The sequence below is a fragment of the Variovorax sp. LjRoot290 genome (genome assembly GCF_964253985.1).
GTDB lineage: Bacteria > Pseudomonadota > Gammaproteobacteria > Burkholderiales > Burkholderiaceae_C > Variovorax.
This window is the reverse complement of the sequence record NZ_CAXURW020000001.1, coordinates 3,105,976-3,125,921: the sequence shown is the minus strand read 5'-3', so window position 1 is coordinate 3,125,921 and position 19,946 is coordinate 3,105,976. Positions and strand designations below refer to the sequence as shown.

General features: G+C 67.3%; 19 protein-coding genes and 2 tRNA genes. 11 read left to right on the top strand and 10 right to left on the bottom strand.

Going from position 1 to position 19,946, the window contains the following annotated elements:
• Positions 1-89 precede the first annotated feature (89 nt).
• Entirely contained in the window at positions 90-911 is an 822-nt protein-coding gene (locus tag ACSQ9A_RS15555; RefSeq protein ID WP_436295465.1) for an IclR family transcriptional regulator, read from the top strand.
• On the opposite strand, the gene ACSQ9A_RS15550 is transcribed toward ACSQ9A_RS15555, so the two are convergent.
• The 4 genes from ACSQ9A_RS15550 to ACSQ9A_RS15535 are packed head-to-tail and all read right to left on the bottom strand — an operon-like array spanning position 908 to position 5,593.
• Complete coding sequence (locus tag ACSQ9A_RS15550; protein ID WP_093103478.1) at positions 908-2,050, bottom strand: acyl-CoA dehydrogenase family protein; 1,143 nt, start codon at positions 2,048-2,050, stop codon at positions 908-910. The two genes, ACSQ9A_RS15555 and ACSQ9A_RS15550, sit on opposite strands and share 4 nt — an antisense overlap.
• A 6-nt stretch (positions 2,051-2,056) precedes the next feature.
• Positions 2,057-3,259: an acyl-CoA dehydrogenase family protein gene (locus ACSQ9A_RS15545; RefSeq protein WP_436295464.1), complete on the bottom strand. Its 1,203-nt coding sequence runs from the start codon at positions 3,257-3,259 to the stop codon at positions 2,057-2,059.
• Positions 3,260-3,281: 22 nt separating this feature from the next.
• Positions 3,282-4,427, bottom strand: a complete 1,146-nt coding sequence (locus ACSQ9A_RS15540; RefSeq protein ID WP_436304256.1) for a CaiB/BaiF CoA transferase family protein — start codon at positions 4,425-4,427, stop codon at positions 3,282-3,284.
• A complete protein-coding gene (locus tag ACSQ9A_RS15535) occupies positions 4,424-5,593 on the bottom strand; it encodes an acyl-CoA dehydrogenase family protein (RefSeq protein WP_436304255.1) in 1,170 nt (389 codons plus the stop codon). The genes ACSQ9A_RS15540 and ACSQ9A_RS15535 overlap by 4 nt, the downstream gene beginning before the upstream one ends.
• Positions 5,594-5,750: 157 nt before the next feature.
• Between ACSQ9A_RS15535 and ACSQ9A_RS15530 the strand changes: the two genes are divergently transcribed.
• The 4 genes from ACSQ9A_RS15530 to ACSQ9A_RS15515 are packed head-to-tail and all read left to right on the top strand — an operon-like array spanning position 5,751 to position 8,851.
• Positions 5,751-6,422, top strand: a complete 672-nt coding sequence (locus tag ACSQ9A_RS15530; RefSeq protein ID WP_436304254.1) for a TetR/AcrR family transcriptional regulator — start codon at positions 5,751-5,753, stop codon at positions 6,420-6,422.
• Positions 6,419-7,636 carry a cytochrome P450 gene (locus tag ACSQ9A_RS15525; RefSeq protein WP_436304253.1) on the top strand — a complete coding sequence of 406 codons (1,218 nt, stop codon included), beginning with the start codon at positions 6,419-6,421 and terminating at the stop codon, positions 7,634-7,636. The genes ACSQ9A_RS15530 and ACSQ9A_RS15525 overlap by 4 nt, the downstream gene beginning before the upstream one ends.
• Positions 7,633-7,803: a rubredoxin gene (locus tag ACSQ9A_RS15520; protein WP_244503761.1), complete on the top strand. Its 171-nt coding sequence runs from the start codon at positions 7,633-7,635 to the stop codon at positions 7,801-7,803. Before ACSQ9A_RS15525 ends, ACSQ9A_RS15520 begins: the two co-directional genes overlap by 4 nt.
• A 58-nt stretch (positions 7,804-7,861) precedes the next feature.
• Entirely contained in the window at positions 7,862-8,851 is a 990-nt protein-coding gene (locus tag ACSQ9A_RS15515; protein ID WP_436304252.1) for a Bug family tripartite tricarboxylate transporter substrate binding protein, read from the top strand.
• Positions 8,852-9,230: 379 nt separating this feature from the next.
• Here the strand turns inward: ACSQ9A_RS15515 and ACSQ9A_RS15510 are convergent, their stop codons facing one another.
• On the bottom strand, positions 9,231-9,389 hold the full coding sequence (locus ACSQ9A_RS15510) for a hypothetical protein (RefSeq protein ID WP_436304251.1): 159 nt from the start codon (positions 9,387-9,389) through the stop codon (positions 9,231-9,233).
• Between the two features lie 131 nt (positions 9,390-9,520).
• On the opposite strand from ACSQ9A_RS15510, the gene ACSQ9A_RS15505 reads away from it, so the two are divergent.
• Positions 9,521-9,931 carry a hypothetical protein gene (locus tag ACSQ9A_RS15505; RefSeq protein WP_436295456.1) on the top strand — a complete coding sequence of 137 codons (411 nt, stop codon included), beginning with the start codon at positions 9,521-9,523 and terminating at the stop codon, positions 9,929-9,931.
• Positions 9,932-10,373: 442 nt separating this feature from the next.
• Here ACSQ9A_RS15505 and ACSQ9A_RS15500 read toward each other — a convergent pair.
• Positions 10,374-10,450 (bottom strand) — tRNA-Arg (locus ACSQ9A_RS15500).
• Between the two features lie 122 nt (positions 10,451-10,572).
• Here ACSQ9A_RS15500 and ACSQ9A_RS15495 point away from each other — a divergent pair.
• Positions 10,573-10,785, top strand: coding sequence for a hypothetical protein (locus ACSQ9A_RS15495; protein WP_436304250.1), 213 nt, complete (start codon positions 10,573-10,575; stop codon positions 10,783-10,785).
• Positions 10,786-10,802: 17 nt separating this feature from the next.
• Here the strand turns inward: ACSQ9A_RS15495 and ACSQ9A_RS15490 are convergent.
• From ACSQ9A_RS15490 to ACSQ9A_RS15480, 3 genes are all read right to left on the bottom strand, one after another.
• Positions 10,803-10,879 (bottom strand) — tRNA-Pro (locus tag ACSQ9A_RS15490).
• A 40-nt stretch (positions 10,880-10,919) separates the two neighbouring features.
• Positions 10,920-11,624 (bottom strand): glutathione binding-like protein, encoded by a 705-nt coding sequence (locus ACSQ9A_RS15485; protein WP_436304249.1) that lies wholly within the window; start codon positions 11,622-11,624, stop codon positions 10,920-10,922.
• An 83-nt stretch (positions 11,625-11,707) separates the two neighbouring features.
• Complete coding sequence (locus ACSQ9A_RS15480; protein ID WP_436304248.1) at positions 11,708-13,393, bottom strand: FAD-dependent oxidoreductase; 1,686 nt, start codon at positions 13,391-13,393, stop codon at positions 11,708-11,710.
• A 139-nt stretch (positions 13,394-13,532) separates the two neighbouring features.
• Here ACSQ9A_RS15480 and ACSQ9A_RS15475 point away from each other — a divergent pair, with 139 nt between their 5' ends.
• The 3 genes from ACSQ9A_RS15475 to ACSQ9A_RS15465 are packed head-to-tail and all read left to right on the top strand — an operon-like array spanning position 13,533 to position 17,125.
• Positions 13,533-14,402 (top strand): GNAT family N-acetyltransferase, encoded by an 870-nt coding sequence (locus ACSQ9A_RS15475; RefSeq protein ID WP_436304247.1) that lies wholly within the window; start codon positions 13,533-13,535, stop codon positions 14,400-14,402.
• Positions 14,403-14,414: 12 nt separating this feature from the next.
• Positions 14,415-16,652, top strand: coding sequence for a polyphosphate kinase 1 (gene ppk1 / locus ACSQ9A_RS15470; RefSeq protein WP_436304246.1), 2,238 nt, complete (start codon positions 14,415-14,417; stop codon positions 16,650-16,652).
• Positions 16,653-16,663: 11 nt separating this feature from the next.
• On the top strand, positions 16,664-17,125 hold the full coding sequence (locus tag ACSQ9A_RS15465; protein WP_436304245.1) for a SixA phosphatase family protein: 462 nt from the start codon (positions 16,664-16,666) through the stop codon (positions 17,123-17,125).
• Positions 17,126-17,128: 3 nt separating this feature from the next.
• Here ACSQ9A_RS15465 and ACSQ9A_RS15460 read toward each other — a convergent pair whose 3' ends face one another.
• Complete coding sequence (locus ACSQ9A_RS15460) at positions 17,129-18,646, bottom strand: Ppx/GppA phosphatase family protein (protein ID WP_436304244.1); 1,518 nt, start codon at positions 18,644-18,646, stop codon at positions 17,129-17,131.
• A gap of 249 nt (positions 18,647-18,895) precedes the next feature.
• On the opposite strand from ACSQ9A_RS15460, the gene pstS reads away from it, so the two are divergent.
• A complete protein-coding gene (gene pstS / locus ACSQ9A_RS15455) occupies positions 18,896-19,933 on the top strand; it encodes a phosphate ABC transporter substrate-binding protein PstS (protein WP_436290194.1) in 1,038 nt (345 codons plus the stop codon).
• Positions 19,934-19,946: the final 13 nt, after the last annotated feature.

Genomic DNA, 19,946 nt, shown 5'->3' with positions numbered 1-19,946 from the left:
AGGCTGCGATGGAACCGAGCTCGGGTAGCATTGCCAGCCTGACGGGCCCGACCGAACTGAGCGGCCCGTCCAGCCTGCACGGGGATTCAATGGCCACCAAGAAAATCGTCGAAGACAACAACACAAGCCTGCCCGCGGATCGCGATGTCACCGGCCCACGCTCGCTCACGCGACTGCTCGGCCTGTTCGACGTGTTGTCGATGACGCCCGACGGCATGTCGCTGGCCGAGCTCAACGTCACGCTGGAGTCCCCGAAAAGCAGCCTGCTGAACCTGCTGCGCCCGCTGGTCGCGGAGGGCTACCTGATCCACAGCGCCGGTCAGTACCGGCTGGGGCCTTCGATCTTCCGGCTGGCCGCGAGCGTGATGTCGGCCTGGAATTTCCCGAAGATGATCCGGCCGTTCATGGAGGAGCTCTGCCAGCGCACCGGCGAATCCGTGCTGCTGGGTGTGCTGAACCGCGATGCAGAGGTGCTGACCTACGTCGAGATCATCGACAGCCCGCACCCGGTGCGCTACCAAATTCCGGTGGGGACCACGCGGCCGCTCTATGCCAGCTCCGCCGGGCGGCTGCTGCTCGCCTATACCGAGAAGCGTTGGCGCGATGCCTACCTGTCGTCGGTGCAGTTCAAGGTCAGGACGGCGATTCCGCTCACGCGCGCGTCGCTCTCGCGCGAGCTCGACCGGATCCGCGCCGAAGGCGTGTCGACCTCGGTGGACAATTACATGGTCGGGCTGGCCGCCGTGGCCGCGCCGGTGTTCGACGGTGACGGCAACTGTGTCGCCTCGCTGAACATTGCCGGACCGTCGGATCGCTTCCGCAACGAGCTCGATCAGCTGAAGGCCGCGGTCAAGGAAGTCGCGGCGAAGGCGTCTGGCGTGGTCGGCGGCATCGAGGCGCGAGCGGCCTAGCTCATTGCGCCTGCGGCCGCCACCCGCCGCAGATGGTGTGCGGTGTCGCCGAACAGCATCTCGATCACCGACAGCCGCCGGAAGTAGTGTCCGGCCTGGCATTCCTCGGTCATGCCGATGCCGCCGTGCAGCTGGATCGCCTCCTGCCCGACGAAGCGCGCGCTCTTGTTGATCTGCACCTTGGCGGCGGAGATCGCGCGGCCGCGCGCTGCGGGGTCGGGCTCGCCGCACATCATCGCTGCATAGAAGGCCATGCTGCGCGCCTGCTCGACGGCGACCAGCATGTCTACCGCACGGTGCTGCAGCGCCTGGAAGCTGCCGATGGCGACGCCGAACTGCTTGCGCACCTTCAGGTACTCGACGGTGATCTCGTGCACCCGCTCCATCGCGCCGACCGCTTCGGCGCACAGCGCGGCCGTGGCGGTATCGATCGCGTGCTCGATCAGCGGCAGTGCGGCGCCCTCGGGGCCGAGCAAGGCGTCGGCACCCACGTGCGCTGCATCGAAGCAGATGTCGGCGGCGCGCTGGTGGTCCTGCGTGCGGTAGCCGCGGCGCGTGACGCCGGCGGCGCCCGGGTCGACGAGAAACAGCGACACGCCGTCGCACTCGCGCGAGTCGCCGTTTGTGCGGGCCGAGACGATCAGCAGGTCGGCGCTGTCGCCGGCCAGCACGAACCGTTTCGTGCCGCAGAGCCGCCAGCCGTCGCCCTCGCGCTCGGCCCGCGTCGCCACGTCGGCCAGGTCGTAGCGCGACTGGGCTTCGGCAGAGGCGAAGGCCAGCGTGCGCTCGCCGGCGACGATCGCGCCCACCTGCGCATCCCGCTGCGCGGCCGAGCCGGCCTGGCGCAGCAAGGCGCCACACAGCACCACTGTCGGGAGGTAGGGCTCGAGCGCGAGCGCACGGCCGAGGGCCTGCATCACGATCAGGGTCTCGACGGGGCCGCCGCCGAGGCCGCCGTCGCCTTCGGCGAAGGGCAGGCCGAGCAGGCCCATCTCGGCATAGCGTGACCACAACTCGCGGCTGTAGCCGGCGGGCTCGTCGCGGCAGGCGAGGCGCTGTTCGAAGCCGCAGCGTTCGGCCAAAAGCCGCTGCAGGCTGTCCTGCAGCATGCGCTGCTCATCGGTGAGGTCGAAATCCATGGTTGGTCAGAGCCCGAGCACGGTCTTGGCGAGGATGTTGCGCTGGATCTCGTTCGAGCCGCCGACGATCGACACGTGCCGCGCCCAGTAGTGGTTGGCGGCGATCGTGAGCGCCCAGTCGTCGGCCTCCTCGGCCGCGTCAGGCCGGCCGGCGACGAAGCCGGGGTCGAACTCCAGCGCATGCAGTCCCGCAACCTCCAGCAGCAGCTCGGCCGCCGCCTGTTGCAGCTGCGAGCCCTTCATCTTCAGGATCGAGGACTTGGGGTCGGGCTTGCCGTTGGGGCGCTTGGCCGTTTCGGCGATCAGCCGCATCTGCGTGATCTCGAGCGCCTTCAGCTCGACCTCAATCTCGGCGACGCGCTCCTGGAAGCGCTCGTCCTCGATCAGCGGCCGGCCGCCCTGCAGCACCTGCGCGGCCAGCTGCCTGGCGCGGCGCACCCGGAACTTCGAGACGCCCACGCGGGCAATGCCGCTGCGCTCGTGACCGAGCAGGTACTTGGCGTAGTCCCAGCCCTTGTTCTCTTCGCCGACGCGGTTCGCCACCGGGATCCGCACGTTGTCGAGGAACATCTCGTTGGTCTCGTGGTGTCCGTCGATCGTCACGATCGGCCGCACCGAGACGCCCGGCGAACGCATGTCCATCAGCAGGTAGGTGATGCCCTGCTGCTTCTTCGCTGCCGGGTCGGTGCGCACAAGCAGGAAGCACCAGTCGGCATGGTGCGCGGTCGAGGTCCACAGCTTCTGGCCGTTGACGAGGTAGTGGTCGCCGTCGCGGACCGCGCTGGTGCGCAGTGCCGCCAGGTCCGAGCCCGCACCCGGCTCCGAGAAGCCCTGGCAGAACCAATAGTCCATGCGCGCGATGCGGGGCAGGAAGCGGCGCTTCTGTTCCTCGCTGCCGAAGGCAATCAGCGTCGGCCCGATCATGTTCATGTTGAAGGAGATCGGCTCGGGCGCCGGTGCCATCGCGAGCTCTTCCTTGAAGATGTACTGCCTGACCGCGTCCCAGCCGGTGCCGCCCCATTCGGGCGCCCACGACGGCGTGGCCCAGCCACGGTCGTGCAGGATGCGCACCCAGCGCTTCATCTCGTCCTTGCCGATGCGCTGGCCGAGCTCGCACTTGCGGCGGATCTCGGGCGGCAGCGCCGTCGCGAAGAAGGCGCGCACCTCGTCGCGGAAGGCGAGTTCTTCGTCGGTGTAGCGGAGGTCCATGGGGTGTCCAGGTCAACAGACCCTAATCAATGACGCCGTCGCGTCGCAGTGCCGCGATCTTGTCCTGGGAGAACCAGCGCGACAAGGCCCGGTCGGTGTTCCCCGGCGTGACCGGCTGCGGCGGCGTCGGAATGGCGGGCGTGCTGCGCGAGAAGCGCGGCGCAGACGCGGACTGCACGATGCCGTCGATCTCGACCAGGCTGCCGCGCGCCTTCAGGTGCGGATGCCGCGCTGCCTCGGCGAAGCTCAGCACCGGCGACACGCAGGCGTCGGTCTGCTCGAGGCGCGCCGCCCAGTCGTCGCGCGTGCGCTTCTTGAACGTGGCGGCGAGCAGCTCTTTGGCGGGCTTCCAGTGCTCGCGCGACATCTGCGGGCCGAGCTTCGAGGCGTCGATCTCAAGCCGGGCGAGCAGCTCGGCGAAGAACTTCTCCTCGATCGGCCCGACAGCGATCCAGCGGCCGTCGGCGCACTCGTAGCAGTCATAGAAATGCGAGCCGCCGTCGGTCGGGTTGCCGCCGCGGCCTTCGCGCCAGATGCCGCCGGCGACCATGCCGTGGAAGGTCGTCGCCAGGTGCACGGCGCCGTCGACGACCGCTGCGTCGACGACCTGGCCCTGGCCGGTGCGGCGCGCGTCCAGGATCGCGGCGAGCAGGCCGACGGCCATGTACAGCGATCCGCCCGCATAGTCGCCGAGCAGGTTCAGCGGGATCGACGGCGGCTGGCCTTCGCGGCCAATCGCCTCCAGGATGCCGGTGATGGCGAGGTAGTTGATGTCGTGCCCCGCCACCTGCGCCAGCGGCCCGCTCTGACCCCAGCCGGTCAGGCGCCCGTAGGCCAGGCGCGGATTGCGCGCGAGGCAGACGTCGGGCCCCAGGCCGAGGCGCTCGGTGACGCCGGGGCGGAAGCCTTCGATCAGCGCATCAGCCTGCTCGACCAGCCCGAGCACGGCCTCCACCGCGGCCGCTTGCTTCAGGTCGAGCGCGATCGACCCGCGGTTGCGCAGCAGCGTGTTGAACTTGAGCGGCCGCTCGAGCCCCAGCTTCACAGGCTGCTTGCGGTCGACGCGGATCACGGTGGCGCCGAGGTCGGCAAGCAGCATTGCGCACATCGGGCCCGGGCCGATGCCAGCCAGCTCGACGACCTTCAGGCCGGCCAGCGGTCCCGTCATCGGCCGGCCTTCCCGAGGAGGCTGTTGGCGATGATGTTGCGCTGGATCTGGTTCGTCCCTTCGATGATCTGCACCACCTTCGCATCGCGGAAGTAGCGGTTGATCGGGTACTCGGCCGACACGCCGGCGGCGCCGAAGAGCTGCACCGCATCAGTGGCGACCTTCATCGCGACATCGGACGCGACGCACTTGGCCATCGCCGCCATCGGCGCCAGCGCCCGACCTGTGACGCCGGCGTCGACCATGGCGGCGGTGCGGTAGACCAGCTGGCGCGCCGCTTCGGTCTGCATCACCATGTCGGCGAGCATCCAGCGCACGCCCTGGAAGTCGCTGATCGCCTGGCCGAAGGCGCGCCGCTCCTGGATGTATCGGACGGCATGGTCGATCGCGCCTTGCGCGATGCCGACGGCACGCGCCGCGACGATCGGGCGGCTGGTGTTGAGCGCCTCCATCGCGACCTTGAAGCCTTCGCCGCCCTCGGGGCCGAGGCGGCTCTCCGCCGGAATCCGCGCCTGGTCGAAGAAGAGCGGGCACGACGGCACGCCGCGGGCGCCCATCTTGTCTTCCTTGCGGCCCACCGTCAGACCGGGCGTGCCGCGATCGACGATGAACAGGTTGATGCCGAGCGGCTGCCCGGCTTCGTCCTGCGTCTTCGCGGCGACCAGGATGAAGTCGGCGATGTCGGCGTTGGTGCACCAGATCTTCGCACCGTTTAACACATAGCCGTCGGCCGTGCGGCGCGCGGTGGTCTTGATGCCGGAGACGTCGGAACCGCTCTGTGGCTCGGTCAGCGACAGAGCGCCGCGCAGCTCGCCGCTTGCCAGGCCCGGCAGCAGGCGCTGCTTTTGCGCCTCGGTGCCGCCGGCAAGGATCGCGCCGAACGGCGTCCACTGCACGACGAGCAGGTAGCCGGTGTTGTAGCACACGCGCCCGAATTCCTCGACCGCGACGCAGGCCGACAGCGTGCTGCCGGTGCCGCCGTATTCGGCGGGGAAGGGCAGCGCGAACAGGCCCAGCCCCTTGAGCAGCTCGAACATGTCGTGCGGGTACTCGGCCGTGCGATCGATCTCGTCGGCGCGCGGCGCCACCTTGTCGCGCGCCAAGCGCCGGATCAGGTCCTGGATGGCCTTCTGGTCGTCGCTCAGGTCGTAGCTTGTGGAGGACACTGGTCGGTCTAATATATGAACATAGTGCGTAATTCTGAACGTCCGACAGAAAGACGTCAAGAAGCGTGACGAATGAAACACCTTGCCTAGGGTGTGTACCAATATCAGAACATCGAGCGAAAATTAGAATACATAACTGTATTTGAAGGAGACATTCATGCAAGCGTTGAGCCGTGAAGAGAAGCGCGAGGTCACTAAGGCCCGCCTGCGCAGATCCGCCACCAGGGCGTTCGCCGACCAGGGCGTCGGTGCGGCGTCTGTAGATGGCATCAGTCAGGCCGCGGGCCTGAGCCGGGGTGCCTTCTATGCGAACTACACCACCAAGGAAGACATGCTGCTCGAGCTGATGAGCGAATGGCTCGAACGCGAAGCCACCGAGTGGGGCAGGGTGGTCGCCGAGGCGCAGGACGCGGAGGCCGTGCTGCAAGGGTTCCTGGCGCGCTTCCGACGTTCCCGACGGGACGGCGACGGTGGTTTGCTGTGGATCGAGCTGACCTTGCATGCCGAGCGCAATCCGGACTTCGCCGTCCACTATCACGCCTTCATCACCGCCCACCACCGGCACGTCGCACGCGTCTTCGCGGCCATGTTCGAGAAGGCCGGCAAGGAGCCGCCGGCTGCGCCCGAAGCGCTCGCCGCGGCGGCCCTGTCTTTCGGCGCTTCGTTGGCGCTGCAGAGCGGCCACGGCGCGCAGCGCGGCAACCCCGCCTACGCCGGCGACATGTTCCTGCTCTACCTGCGCGGGCTGCTGGCGATCGCCGGCCCGGCACGCGCATCCCGCCCCACGAGCCGCAGGGCCCGCACTTCGCCCAAGAGGTCCCCGACATGAGTCATTCCGTTGCCGACCGAATCCCGCCGCACGTGCCCGCCGCGCTGGTGCACGAGTTCGACCTGTACAACGTCGAGGTCGCCGATGGCGACTATCACGCCGCGCTGAAGCGCCTGCACGATCCCGGCATCCCCGACATCTTCTGGACGCCGAAGAATGGCGGGCACTGGGTTGCGACGCGCGGGGAGGATATCTACGAGATCTTCAAGGATGCGGAGCGCTTCACCTCGCAGAAGCTCGTGGTGCCCGCCGAGCGCAACACGCACAGGATGCCTCCGATCTTTCTCGATCCGCCGGAGCACACGAAGTACCGCACGCTGCTGTCCCCGCTGCTGTCGCCGAAGGCGGTGTCGGCCCTCGCGGGGCGCGCGCGCGAGCAGGCGATCGAGCTGATCGAGGGCTTCTATCCGCGCGGTCGCTGCGAGTTCGTCGGCGAGTTCGCCCAGCACCTGCCCATCGGCATATTCATGCGCATGGTCGACCTGCCGGTCGAAGACCGCGAAAAACTGCTGGCCTGGGCCGATCAGCAGGTGCGCCCGAGCAGTGAAGCCGAGCGCGAGCAGAGCTACATGAACATCTTCGGCTATGCCGCGCAGAAGGTGAAGGAGCGGCGGGAGAACCCCGGCCCGGACGCGATCAGCCAGCTGACCAAGGCGCAGGTCGACGGGCGGCCGATCACCGACGAGGAGGTGATCCCCATGGTGGCGCTGGTGTTGATCGGCGGCCTGGACACCGTGGCCTCGGCGATGGGCTTCGCGGCGCGCTTCCTGGCCACCAGCCCGGCGCACCGCAGGGAGCTCATCGAACACCCGGATCGCATCCCGGCGGCGGTGGAGGAACTGCTGCGCCGCTTCCCGGTCGTCAATCAAGGCCGCATGGTGCGCGAGGACATGCAGTACAAGGGCGTCGAGATGAAGGCCGGCGACATGGTCGTGATGCCGACGACGCTGCACGGCGTGGACGATCGCCAGTTCGACGATCCGATGGCGGTGAACTTCCAGCGCCGCACGCCGATCCATTCGACCTTCGGCAACGGCGCGCATCGTTGCCCGGGCTCGCTGCTGGCACGTACCGAGATAAAGATCTTCCTCGAGGAATGGCTGAAGCGCATTCCCGACTTCCAGATCGAGCCGGGCAGGGAATGCGGCGTGCGCGCCGGCGTCAACGCCACGCTTTTCGAGCTGCCGCTGATCTGGGAGGTGCGCGCGCGGTGAACACGAAGAAATGGCAGTGCTTCTTCTGCGCGCATGTCTACGACGAGGCTCTCGGCGATCCCGACCACGACATCGCGCCCGGCACCGCGTGGGCCGACGTGCCGGATGACTGGTGCTGCCCGGATTGCGGCGCGACGAAGAGCGATTTCGCGCCGGTCGAGGAGTGAAGACCCCAGTGACCCCACGAAGTACCGGCACCAGAATCATGAATATCAGGTGATGGCCATGGTCTCTGCAACGCTGTTTCGTGCTTTGGGCTCCCTGCTCATGGTCGCTTTGGCGCTCGGGTTCTCCGTTTCGTCGCGCGCGCAGGACTACCCCCGCGCCAGGCCGATACACCTGGTGGTGCCCTTTCCCGCAGGCGGAGCGACGGACGTGCTCGGCCGGCTCGTGGGGCAGGAACTCGGCAGGGTGCTGGACCAGGTCGTGATCGTCGAGAACAAGGCCGGGGCAGCCGGCTCGATAGGGACCGACCATGTCGCGAAGTCAGCGCCCGACGGCTACACCGTCTGCTTCTGCACCACCGGCCCGCAGGTGATACAGCCGCACCTGATGAAGCAAGGCTTCGATCCGCGCAAGGACCTCATGCCCGTGATCCATGTTCACAACGTTCCCAACGTGCTGGTGGCGCGCACCACGCTCGCGGCGAACACGGTGCCCGAGCTGGTACAGCTGGCGCGGAGCAAGCCGGGCCAGATCAGCTACGGGACCACGGGGCAGGGCGGTCCGCAGCACCTGGCGGGCGAATACTTCCAGAAGCTGGCGGGTATCCGCTTGAGTCACGTGCCCTACAAGGGCGAGAACCCGGCGTTCACCGACCTCATGGCGGGTCACGTCGATCTGGCGTTCGGCTCGATCGCGGTGGCCGAGCCGCTGATCCGGGCCGGCAGGATCAAGCCGGTCGCCGTGACCGGCAAGCGGCGCTCGCCCTCGCTTGCGGATGTGCCGACGGTGGCCGAGCAGGGCTACCCGGACTACGAGGCGTACACCTTCGTGGGGCTGAACGTGCCGGCGGGTACGCCGGTGCCGGTCATCGACAAGCTGAACCGGGCCACCAATGAGGTGCTGGCCGACCACCGAGTCCGCGAGAAGATGCTGGCGCTGGCGGTGGAGCGCGTCGGCGGCACGTCGAAGGCGTATGCCGCATTCCTGGCCGCCGAGTACGAGAAGATGGGGCGCCTCATCGAAGACGGCCGGATCGTCCTGAAGGAATGAATCTGGGTCGCACCTCAATCCGACCGGCGCGTTCGCCAGAACCTTGTCGATGCTGGTGGGCACTCTTGTGAACTAACTGTTGATTGCTGCGCGCAACCGTTCACGCCAGCGAGACCGCGTGCCACGTCAGAATCAACCAATGACTGAACCCGGCGACCTTTCCGACGCTGATCTGCGTGAGCGCGCTCTCGCTTGGCGCGAGCAGGCCCTCCAGGGTGCGCTACACGCAGGGGGCTACGCACATGAATACGAGACCGAGATTCGTCGCCGCGCACGACCGTTGACGACATCGAGCGCAGAGTTGGACGGAACAGATTCGCACGGCGACGGCAAGGCGCACCATCAATGAGCCGAGGGTGTTGCGCGTCTCGTCGTCGGATCACATCGTCGACACGATGCGCGAGAACACGCGCCGGCTGAACGCGACCGAGGAGGCCGAGAACCGCACCGTCGCGGCACTTGAGGCAATCCGCCAGGATGCGCAGGCGAGCAAGGCGGACAACGCGAAGATGCTGTGGTGGGCGCGCGCCGCCGGCATCGCTGGGATCGTCGCGGCGGTCCTGACAGTCGCGGTGCCTTGTGGACGAAGTAGTGCCAACGCCGATTCAGCCCAACAGGCGCGGCTTCAAGCCGGCCTACTACCGCGCAGAGCGGCTATAGCGCGTCGCGATGAAGGGCCTCGTGCACCGGATGTACGAATACGAGCAGGCGGTCGGCAAGCTGTCGCAGCGCGCGATCGTCCTGGCCGCGCAGCGCGGCATGACCGTGTCGCAGGCCGCGTACCGCGCCGTTCGCAAGGAATGCCGCACGCAGCTCACGACCCTGCGCGGCTGGTCCGGCGTACGCAACAAGGCGACCGGGCACTATGACGAGGACACAGCGGATCAGGTGCGAATGCTCGACACAATCGATATCGACGATGTCATGGCGGTCTTCAACGCCTCGATGCGCATCAATCGCGAATTCTTGGCCCTGCTCAAGGATGCGGGCCGGGGCGGCCCCGGGCCGCAGACGGCCTTCGGCGCGCCCCCTGTCGCAATCCGGTACGGCCCCGGCCTCGCTGCCTGGCTGACGGGCTAGGCCGCGCGCTGCCTCGGCATCGCGCTGGCCTTCGCCGGCCGCGTCGCCGTCGCGTGCCGGGGTGGCCTTTAGGTAGGTCCCGCCGAACGGTTCAAGTACAGCCGAAAGGGGCTAACAGCGTGTGGAGGTGGCCGGGGCACGCTTGCACCGCGACCCGTCGGCACCTGCAGACAAAGCTGGAAATGGCCAAAGGTGGACACGGGCTGGAATGAAAAAGGGTGTTGCTACCGATTTAGTAGCGGAACCCTTTGTGCCTATGCGGCTTGTAGTGCCTCCTCGACCCGGGCTCAAACCAGGGACCGACGGATTAATAGGCCGGGGCTCGATCAACTGCCTGCCATTTTTCCGGCATATCGTGTCGCCGCTTTTTCCGGCATATCTTGTCATTCCGGCCAAGTTATTCCGGAATCCACACTGATTGAAGCCTGATGAAACTGGCTGATGGCCTGCCCGGAGGGGATCGAACCCCCGACAACCTGCTTAGAAGGCAGGTGCTCTATCCAACTGAGCTACGGGCAGATGGGGGCCGATTTTACGGTGGCGTCCCCGGCGTCGGCGCCGGACGACAAGGGCTCTGGCCTTTGCCTGAGGCCGGGGCGTGTCGCGAAGAGCGAATGTGGAAGCTCCTCATGGAGTTCAATATGAGCAACGACGCCACCCAACCCGCTTCGTCACGCCACCCGATCCTCGACGAGGAACCCGAGATCGGCTTCGAAGAATCGATCCCTTCGGACGGCAAGGACCCGGTGGGCGAAAAGATGATCGATGAACTCGATCAGGCCAAACCCGATCGGACCGAGCCCAAGAAGGAACCGCCGCCCGAACCGATGCCGGAGCAGTTGCCTGTGAGCTGAGGCGGAAGAAAGAAAGTTGGTCGGGGCGAAAGGATTCGAACCTTCGACCCTCTGGTCCCAAACCAGATGCGCTACCAGGCTGCGCTACGCCCCGACGAAGCCTGCGATTCTAGCCTGTGCGAAGCAGGTCTTTCTCAGCGCTTCGCGTATTGCGTCTTGCCAAAGAGGATTTCGCGCTCCTTGTCGCCGGTGATCGGCGTGCGCAGCTCGGCCAGCACCTTGACGCCGCGCTGCACCGCGGGCCGGGCAGCGATGCCCTCGAACCACTTCTTCAGGTGTGGGAACTCGGTGAGCACGATGCCCTGGTTCTCCCAGCTGCGCAGCCACGGGAAGATGGCGATGTCGGCGATCGAGTAGGTTTCGCCGGCGATGAATCGGTGGCTGGCCAGCTGCTTGTCGATCACGCCGTAGAGGCGCCGCGCCTCGTTGCTGTAGCGGTTGATGGCGTAGGCGATCTTCTCGGGCGCGTACATGCGGAAGTGATGCGCCTGGCCCAGCATCGGGCCGACGCCGCCCATCTGGAACATGAGCCACTGCAGCACCTCGTAGCGCGCGCGCTCGCCTTCGGGAAGAAACTCGCCGGTCTTGCCGGCCAGGTAGACCAGGATCGCGCCGGATTCGAACAGCGAGATCGGCTTGCCGTCCGGGCCCTCGGGATCGGTGATGGCCGGGATCTTGTTGTTGGGGCTGATCTTGAGAAAGCCGGCTTCGAACTGGTCGCCCTTGCCGATGTTGACCGGGTGCGCGCGGTAGGGGAGGCCGCACTCCTCCAACATGATGTGAATCTTGTGGCCATTGGGCGTGGGCCAGGAATAAACGTCGATGGGAGCTTGAGACATGGACTGCGTTCCAGAGGAAAGAGACAGGGCCGGCCAGCATAGCGGCCGGTGGCTTTTCCTGCAGAACGCGGCCTGTTCCGGCCTCAGGCGGCCACGGCGCTCGGTGCCAGGTGCTTGTGGATCAGCGCGACCACGGCAGCGCCTTCGCCGATCGCGCCGCCCACGCGCTTGACCGAACCGGAGCGCACGTCCCCCACGGCGAACACGCCGGCGACGCTGGTTTCCAGCGCAGCCGCGGGCCTGGCTGGAAATCCCCCGCGCGCCGCTTCCCCGGTCAACACGAAGCCATGCTTGTCGACCGAGACGCCGCAGCCCTCGAGCCAGTCCGTTTCCGGCACCGCGCCGATGAAGAGGAAGATATTGCGCGTCGGGCACTGCTCTTCGTCGCCGGTGCGACGGCAGCGCCAGGTGGCCCCGTTCAATCCCGAGGCCGGGTCGCCGTGCAGGCTCACCAGCTCGGTATGCGGATGCAGCTCGATGTTGGGCGTGGCCTCGATGCGGTCGATCAGGTAGCGCGACATGGTGGCTGCGAGCGAAGGGCCGCGCACCAGCACATTGACCTTGGCGGCATGCTGCGACAGGAACACCGCGGCCTGGCCGGCCGAATTGCCGCCGCCGACCAGTGCCACCTCCTGCTGTGCGCACAGCTTGGCCTCCAGCGCCGAGGCCCAGAACCAGATGCCGCGGCCTTCGAATTCGGCCAGGCGCGGCACCTCGGGGCGGCGGTAGCGCGCGCCGCTGGCGATCACGACGGTTCGGGAACGCAGGCGCCGGCCATCGGTGAGCTGGACCGTGAGCTCTCCCTTGGTATCGGCTTCGCTGCAGTCCATGGAGGCGACCTCGGCCGGGATCAGCATCTCGACGCCGAATTTCTGCGCCTGAACGAAGGCGCGGCCGGCGAGCGCGCCGCCGGAGATGCCGGTCGGAAAGCCCAGGTAGTTCTCGATGCGCGCGCTCGCGCCCGCCTGGCCGCCGAAGGAACGGCAATCGACCACGATCACGCGCAAGCCTTCGGATGCGGCGTAGACGGCGGTCGCGAGGCCGGCGGGGCCGGCGCCGACCACCACCACGTCGAAAAGCTCGTCGTGGTCGATGGTGTCGACCATGCCGAGGCAGCGCGCGAGTGCGTTGTCGGTCGGATTGACCACGACGGCACCGTCGGGACAGACCACGAGCAGTTCCGCCTCGCCGTACTGTTCGAGCAGTGCCGCCGCATCCGCGTCCTGCGTCGCGTCGACCACGTTGTAGGGATGGCCGTTGCGGCGCAGGAAGTTCTGCAGCCGCAGCAGCGCGGGCGACTGCGGCGGTCCGATCAGCACCGGCCCGCTGCTGCCCGATTCGATCAGGGCCACCCGGCGCAGGATCATCGCGCGGACCAGCCGTTCCCCGAGGTCGGCCTCGGCGATGATCAGCGCGCGCAGCTGCTCGGGCGGCACCAGCAGAGTCTCTACATCGTCCTCGGCGTGGCCGTCAACCAGGGCAGGGCGGCCGGAGAGTTGCGCGATCTCCGCCAGAAACTGACCCGGGCCCTGGCGTTCGATGGGCACCACGCGCCCGAGCCCGTCGCGCTGGGTGATCGCCACGATGCCGCGCAGCACGACGAACATCCCCGGGCCGGGCTCGCCGGCCCGGAAGAGGCAGTCCCCGCGCGCGTAGTGCCGCACGCTGCCGAAGCGCCTGATGCGCTCGATGCAGGCGGCGCCCAGCACGGGAAACATCTGATGACGGCGGGTCTCGACCTCGACCCTGACTTGGACTTCGGCGGCCATGAAAGAACTCCAGTTGGCGAAACGTCGGGATTAGACGCCGAAAGCAGGCGCCAATGGTTGCAAGTCACGCAACTGCCATCGGATTGACACGCGTGTTTCACCGCTGTCTCACAGACTCCGTGCGCAGAAAGGGTCTCGCATGAAAGAACTGCCCACGCCGACGTTTCCGTTCTCGCAGCTGGGACTGCGCGCCGCCCTGTGGCCGGCGCCGAACCCGGCCCGCGCACCGGCTTCGATTCCTGCAGTACCGGCTGCGGCAACCCCTGCCGCCGCCACCGAAGCCGGCGGCATCAGCGTGACCTGGGCGCGGCACCAGGACGACGTCCGCGCGGCCCAGCGCCTGCGCTACGAGGTGTTTGCGGGCGAGATGGGTGCCCGCCTCACGACCCCGCTGGAAGGCCACGACATCGACCTGTTCGACGACTTCTGCGAGCACCTGCTGGTGCGCGAGCTGGCGACGAACCAGGTGATCGGCACCTACCGCGTGCTGACGCCGGCCCAGGCCCGGCGCATCGGCAGCACCTACAGCGACACCGAATTCGATCTGACGCGGCTGCGCGACCTGCGCGAACGCATGGTCGAGCTGGGCCGCAGCTGCGTCCATGCGGACCATCGCCAGGGCGGCGTGATCCTCGCGCTCTGGGGTGCGCTGGCCGGTTTCATGAACAGCAACAAGCTCGACACCATGATCGGCTGCGCCAGCATCCCGATGTGGCACAACGGCGTGACCAGCGGCGATGCGGCGGCCAGCATCTGGCGCCAGCTCTCGGCCACCCATATGGCACCGATCCAGTACCACGTGCAGCCGCGGCTGCCGTTGCCGGTGCATCGGCTCGACGGCGAACTCCAGATCGAGCCGCCTGCGCTGATCAAGGGCTATCTGCGGCTCGGCGCCAAGGTTCTGGGCCCGCCGGCCTGGGATCCGGACTTCAATACCGCCGACCTTCCGATGCTGATGCGCATCGAGGACCTGCCGGCGCGCTATCGAAAGCACTTCCTGGGCAATTAAGACAGCACGGGAATGTCGTCATACAGTTGTCATGCAACTGTCACAACGGCGGTTGACACTGTCATGATTCCGTCTGCATACACTCCCGTGCCGGTTTCTCCAGAATTATTTTCCTTGTCGCCAGCCCTTTCCGACAGCGCGCCTGTCGCCGCTGAGCCGTCGCTGAGGCTGCTCGACCGCGACCACAGCATCCTGGCCTTCAACGAGCGGGTGCTCGACTGGGCCTATCGGCCCGAGGTGCCGCTGATCGAGCGCCTGCGCTACCTGTGCATCGTGTCGTCCAACCTCGACGAATTCTTCGAGGTCCGGACGGCGCCGCACCTGATCGCCAATGCCGCGGGCGACCACAAGGGCAACTACACCGTGGAGTCCTTCGAGCGCTTGGCCGAGGTGGCGCATGCGCTGGTGGGGCGGCAGTACGCGCTCTACAACGACGAGCTGATCCCCACCTTCGCGGCCCAGGGCATCCACATCATTTCGCACGGCGAGCGCAACCCGGCGCAGCGCAAATGGGTGCACGACTACTATGAGCGCGAAGTCCAGCCGCTCTTGATTCCGGTGGGGCTGGATCCTGCGCATCCTTTTCCCCAGGTTGCGAACAAGTCGCTCAACTTCATCGTTCGCCTCTCCGGCAAGGACGCCTTCGGCCGCGAGAACCCGATCGCCATCGTCAAGGTCCCGCGCGTGCTGCCGCGCCTGATCCGCATGCCGGCCAAGGTGTCGGGCGGCAAGACGCTGTTCGTCGCGCTGTCGAGCATCGTGCGGGCCCACCTGTCCAGCATGTTTCCGGGGCGCGAGGTGGGCGAGTTCTCGCAGTTCCGCGTGACGCGGCACTCCGACCTGGCGGTGGACGAGGAAGACGTCAAGAACCTGCGCACGGCGCTGCGCCAGGGCCTGCAGCATCGCCACTACGGGCAGGCCGTCCGGCTCGAGGTCTCGGCCAGTTGCGCCGAGTCGCTGGCGAGCTTTCTGCTGGCCCAGTTCAACCTGCCGCCGCAGGCGCTGTACCGCGTGCGCGGCCCGGTCAACCTGGCCCGGCTGACGCAGCTGATCGACCTGCTGGAGGAGCCGCAGCTGCGCTTTCCGCCTTACCAGGCGTCCTACCCGGTGATGCTGACGCCGGGGCAGTCCTTCTTCGAGCGGCTGCAGCAGGGCGATGCCCTGATCCACCAGCCTTTCGAGAGCTTCGACGGCGTGCTGGCCTTCCTGCGCGAAGCGGTGCAGGACCCGCAGGTGCTCGCCATCAAGCAGACCATCTACCGCACCGGCACCGATTCCGAGCTCATGGACCTGCTGCGCGAGGCAGTTCGCCGCGGCAAGGAGGTCACGGTGGTGGTGGAGCTCAAGGCGCGTTTCGACGAGGAGGCCAACATCAACTGGGCCGAGATGCTCGAATCGATCGGCGCCCAGGTCGTCTATGGGGTGGTCGGCCTGAAGACGCACGCCAAGATGCTGCTGGTGACGCGCCGCGAGGGCAAGCAGATGCGCCGCTACGGCCATCTGTCGACCGGCAACTACAACCCGCGCACGGCCAAGCTCTACACCGACATCAGCCACCTGACCGCCGACCCCTTGCTGACCGCCGACATGGAGGCGGTGTTCGTGCACATGGCCAGCCAGAGCCGGCTGCCCAAGCTCCATCGCATGTGGATGGCACCCTTCGACCTGCACCGCAACATGATCGCCCGGGTCGATGCGCTCGCTGCCGCGGCGGCCGCCGGCGAGCCTGCACGCATCGTTGCCAAGATGAACGCGCTGACCGACGAGGCCCTGATCGCCGCGCTGGTGAACGCCGGCCAAAAGGGCGTGAAGATCGACCTGATCGTGCGCGGCGCCTGCACCTTGCCGGCGCGCGTGCCGGGCTTGACCGACAACATCCGCGTGCGCTCGGTGATCGGACGCTTCCTCGAGCATTCGCGCGTCTTCTATTTCCGCCGGGGCGAGGACGAATCCCTGTACCTATCGAGCGCCGACTGGATGAACCGCAACATGCTGCGCCGCATCGAGCTGGCCTGGCCGGTGACCGATCCGGCGCTGCGCCAGCGGCTCATCGACGAATGCCTGGTGGCTTACCTGCACGACGGGCGGGATGCCTGGGATCTCGGCGCCGACGGCGCCTATCGCCGCGTCGATCTGCAGCCGGGCGCGGATGGCGCCGTCGTTCGCACCGTCGAGGCCCATGGCGCGCAGACCGCGCTGATGGTCCGCTACGCATCGCGAGGTCGCAGCCGCGCTGCCTCTCGGGAATGACGCAACAAGCCATGGATCTGATTTTCTGGCGCCATGCCGAGGCCGAGGACTGGACCGAGGGCTGCGACGACCTGCAGCGCTCGCTGACCCAGCGCGGCGAGAAACAGGCCAAGCGCATGGCGGCCTGGCTCGATCGGCAACTACCCGAGGGCACGCGCATCGTCTGCAGCCCGGCACGCCGCAGCGAGCAGACCGCGCTGGCACTGGGACGCAAGTACAAGCTGCGCAGCGAACTCGCGCCCGACACCACGGCGGATGCACTGCTGGCAGCGGCCGGATGGCCCAACGGCAAGTCGGTGGTGCTGCTGATCGGGCACCAGCCCTCGCTCGGCGAAGCCATCTCGCTGCTGCTTGGCCTCAAGCAGGACAGCTGCCCGGTGCGCAAGGGTGCCGTCTGGTGGATCCGCACCCGCGAGCGCGACGGCGACGTGCAGACCGTGGTTGTCACGGTGCAGTCGCCCGAACTGCTCTAGGCGTCAGCAGCCCTGCAGCTCGAGCCGCCAGGCGGCCTTCTGCCAGGCCAGCACTTCCTCGCGCAGCAGGTGCGCGGATTGGGGGTAGGTCTCGGACCAGCCCGCACGGCACGCGATGGTGAAAAGCCGGCTGTCCGTTCGCGCCAGGCGCAGGGCCTCGAGGTCAGGATCGCGTCGCGCATGGCACAGGATGACGGCCAGGCGCAGCGCCAGCAGTTGCGCGACGAAGGTCTCGTCGTTCAGAGAGGCTTCGATCTTGCGCAGCTTGCCGCGATGACCGAGCACCAGCTGGCTCAGCCAGTGCATCTCGTTCACCGCGAAGCCCGGCGCGTCGGCGTTGTCGAGGATGTAGGCACCGTGCTTGTGGTACTCGCTGTGCGAAATCTGGGCCCCGATCTCGTGCAGCTGGGCGGCCCAGCCGATCTTGCGCAGTGCCCGTCCGGCGCGGCTCGTGGTACTGCCGCCGCGCGCGGCCGGCTCGAGCTGCAGGAACAGCGCAGCGGCGGTCTCGCTGACGCGCCGGACCTGCGGGGCGTCGATCGCGAACCGGCTGGCCAGGCGCGCCACGGTGCTGGCGCGCAGATCGGCGACGCTCTCGTCGCGCTCGAGCAGCTCGTAGAGCACGCCATGGCGCAGGGCGCCCTGGGCCACCTTCATTTCCTCGATCTCGAGCAGGTCGAACACGGCGCGCAGCACGCTGACGCCGCCGCCGATCACGGCCTTGCGGTCCTCCCGCATGCCTTCGATGCGCAGGCGATCGGCGTTGCCGGCCTTGAGCAACCGGTCGACCAGCCAATCGAGCCCGTCGCGCGTGATCAGCCCCGGCTCGCCGCCGGCGGCCGCGAGCACATCGCCCACCGCGCCGATGGTCCCCGAGGCGCCGTAGGCCACGTCCCAGCGGTCCGGCACGTAGGTGGCGAGCGCGTCGTCCAGCACCGCCTTGGCGGCGGTCTCGGCCGCCTTGAAGGCTGCGGTCGTGAACTGGCCTTCGGGGAAATGCTTCATCGACCATGCGACGCTGCCGACCCGGTACGACTCCATCACCTCGGCCTTCAGGCCTTGGCCGATGATCATCTCGGTGGAGCGGCCGCCGATGTCCACCACCAGGCGGCGCTCCCGGTTCGAGGCGTCGGTGTGGGGCACCAGGTGCGCCACGCCTTGATAGATCAGGCGGGCCTCTTCGCGGCCCGTGATGACATCGATGCCGAAGCCCAGAATGGTGCGCGCCCGCAGCAGGAATTCTTCGCGGTTGCGGGCTTCGCGCAGGGTCTGGGTGGCCACCGCGCGAACTTGCGAGCGCTTGAAGCCCGCCAGCCGCTCGCCGAAGCGGGCCAGCGCGTCCCAGCCGCGCTGCATCGCCTCCGGCGTGAGGTTGCGGGCGCTGTCGAGGCCGTTGCCTTGGCGAACGGTTTCCTTCAGGTACTCGGCGCGGTGGATCTGGCCGTGGTCGACCTGGCCGATCTCGAGCCTGAAGCTGTTCGACCCGAGATCGACCGCAGCGAGGCGGGTTCCGTTTTGCATGTTGAGGAGGAGATGGCGGGCCCCGATCGTAGCGTTTCGGCCGGCGCTGCCGCGCCAAGAGGGTGCTGCAACGAGCGCTCAAGGCTAGGCGTGGCGCATGACGATTGTGTGACAGCGTCACAGAGCGCGGGCCCCTGTGATGGGCGATTTCCCTCTGGAAAAGGGTGTCACACCGGTGTCACACAAGCTTCCTAGAGTCCCTGCCAAGCCCCCTGGAAGGGGTCCTCTGCACATCCAAAAGGAAGCTTCATGAAGATGACGTTCAAGTTTGCTGCCGCCGGCCTCGTGGCCGCGGCCCTGGCCCATGCTCCCGCTTTTGCACAAGAAGCCACCGGCGCCGGCGCAAGCTTCCCGGCCCCGCTGTACTCGAAGTGGGCCTCGGATTTCAACAAGGCCACCGGTGCCAAGATCAACTACCAGTCGGTCGGTTCCGGCGCCGGCATCAAGCAGATCGATGCCAAGACGGTCGATTTCGGCGCTTCCGACATGCCGCTGACCGACGACGACCTGAAGGCCAAGGGCCTGGTGCAGTTCCCCACCGTGATCGGTGGCGTGATTCCGGTGGTCAACATCCAGGGCATCAAGCCCGGCGAGCTCAAGCTCAACGGCCAGGTTCTCGGCGACATCTACCTCGGCAAGATCACCAAGTGGAACGATCCCGCCATCAAGGCGCTGAACGGCTCGCTGGCGCTGCCTGATGCGGCCATCGCACCGGTGCGCCGCGCCGACGGCTCGGGCACCACCTTCCTGTTCACCAACTACCTGAGCAAGGCCAACCCCGACTGGAAGGCCAAGGTCGGCGACGGCACGGCCGTCAACTGGCCCATCGGCGCGGGCGGCAAGGGCAACGAGGGCGTTGCGCAGTTCGTCAGCAAGCTGCCCAACTCGATCGGCTACGTCGAGTACGCCTACGTCAAGCAGAACAAGATGACGTACGCCCAGATGCAGAATGCCTCCGGCAGCTTTGTTTCGCCGGACGATGACGCCTTCAAGGCCGCCGCTGCCGGCGCCGACTGGTCCAAGACCTTCTACCAGGTGCTGACCAACCAGCCCGGCAAGGACGCTTGGCCGATCACCGGCGCGACCTTCATCCTGATGCACAAGTCGCAGGACAAGCCGGCGCAGGCCACGACCACGCTCAAGTTCTTCGACTGGGCCTACAAGAACGGCGACAAGACTGCCGGCGACCTCGACTACGTTCCGATGCCTGACAAGGTGAAGGGCGTGATCGCGACCGCCTGGGGCGAGATCAAGGACGCGTCGGGCAAGCCCGTCGCCTTCAAGTAAAGCGGACCGGCGC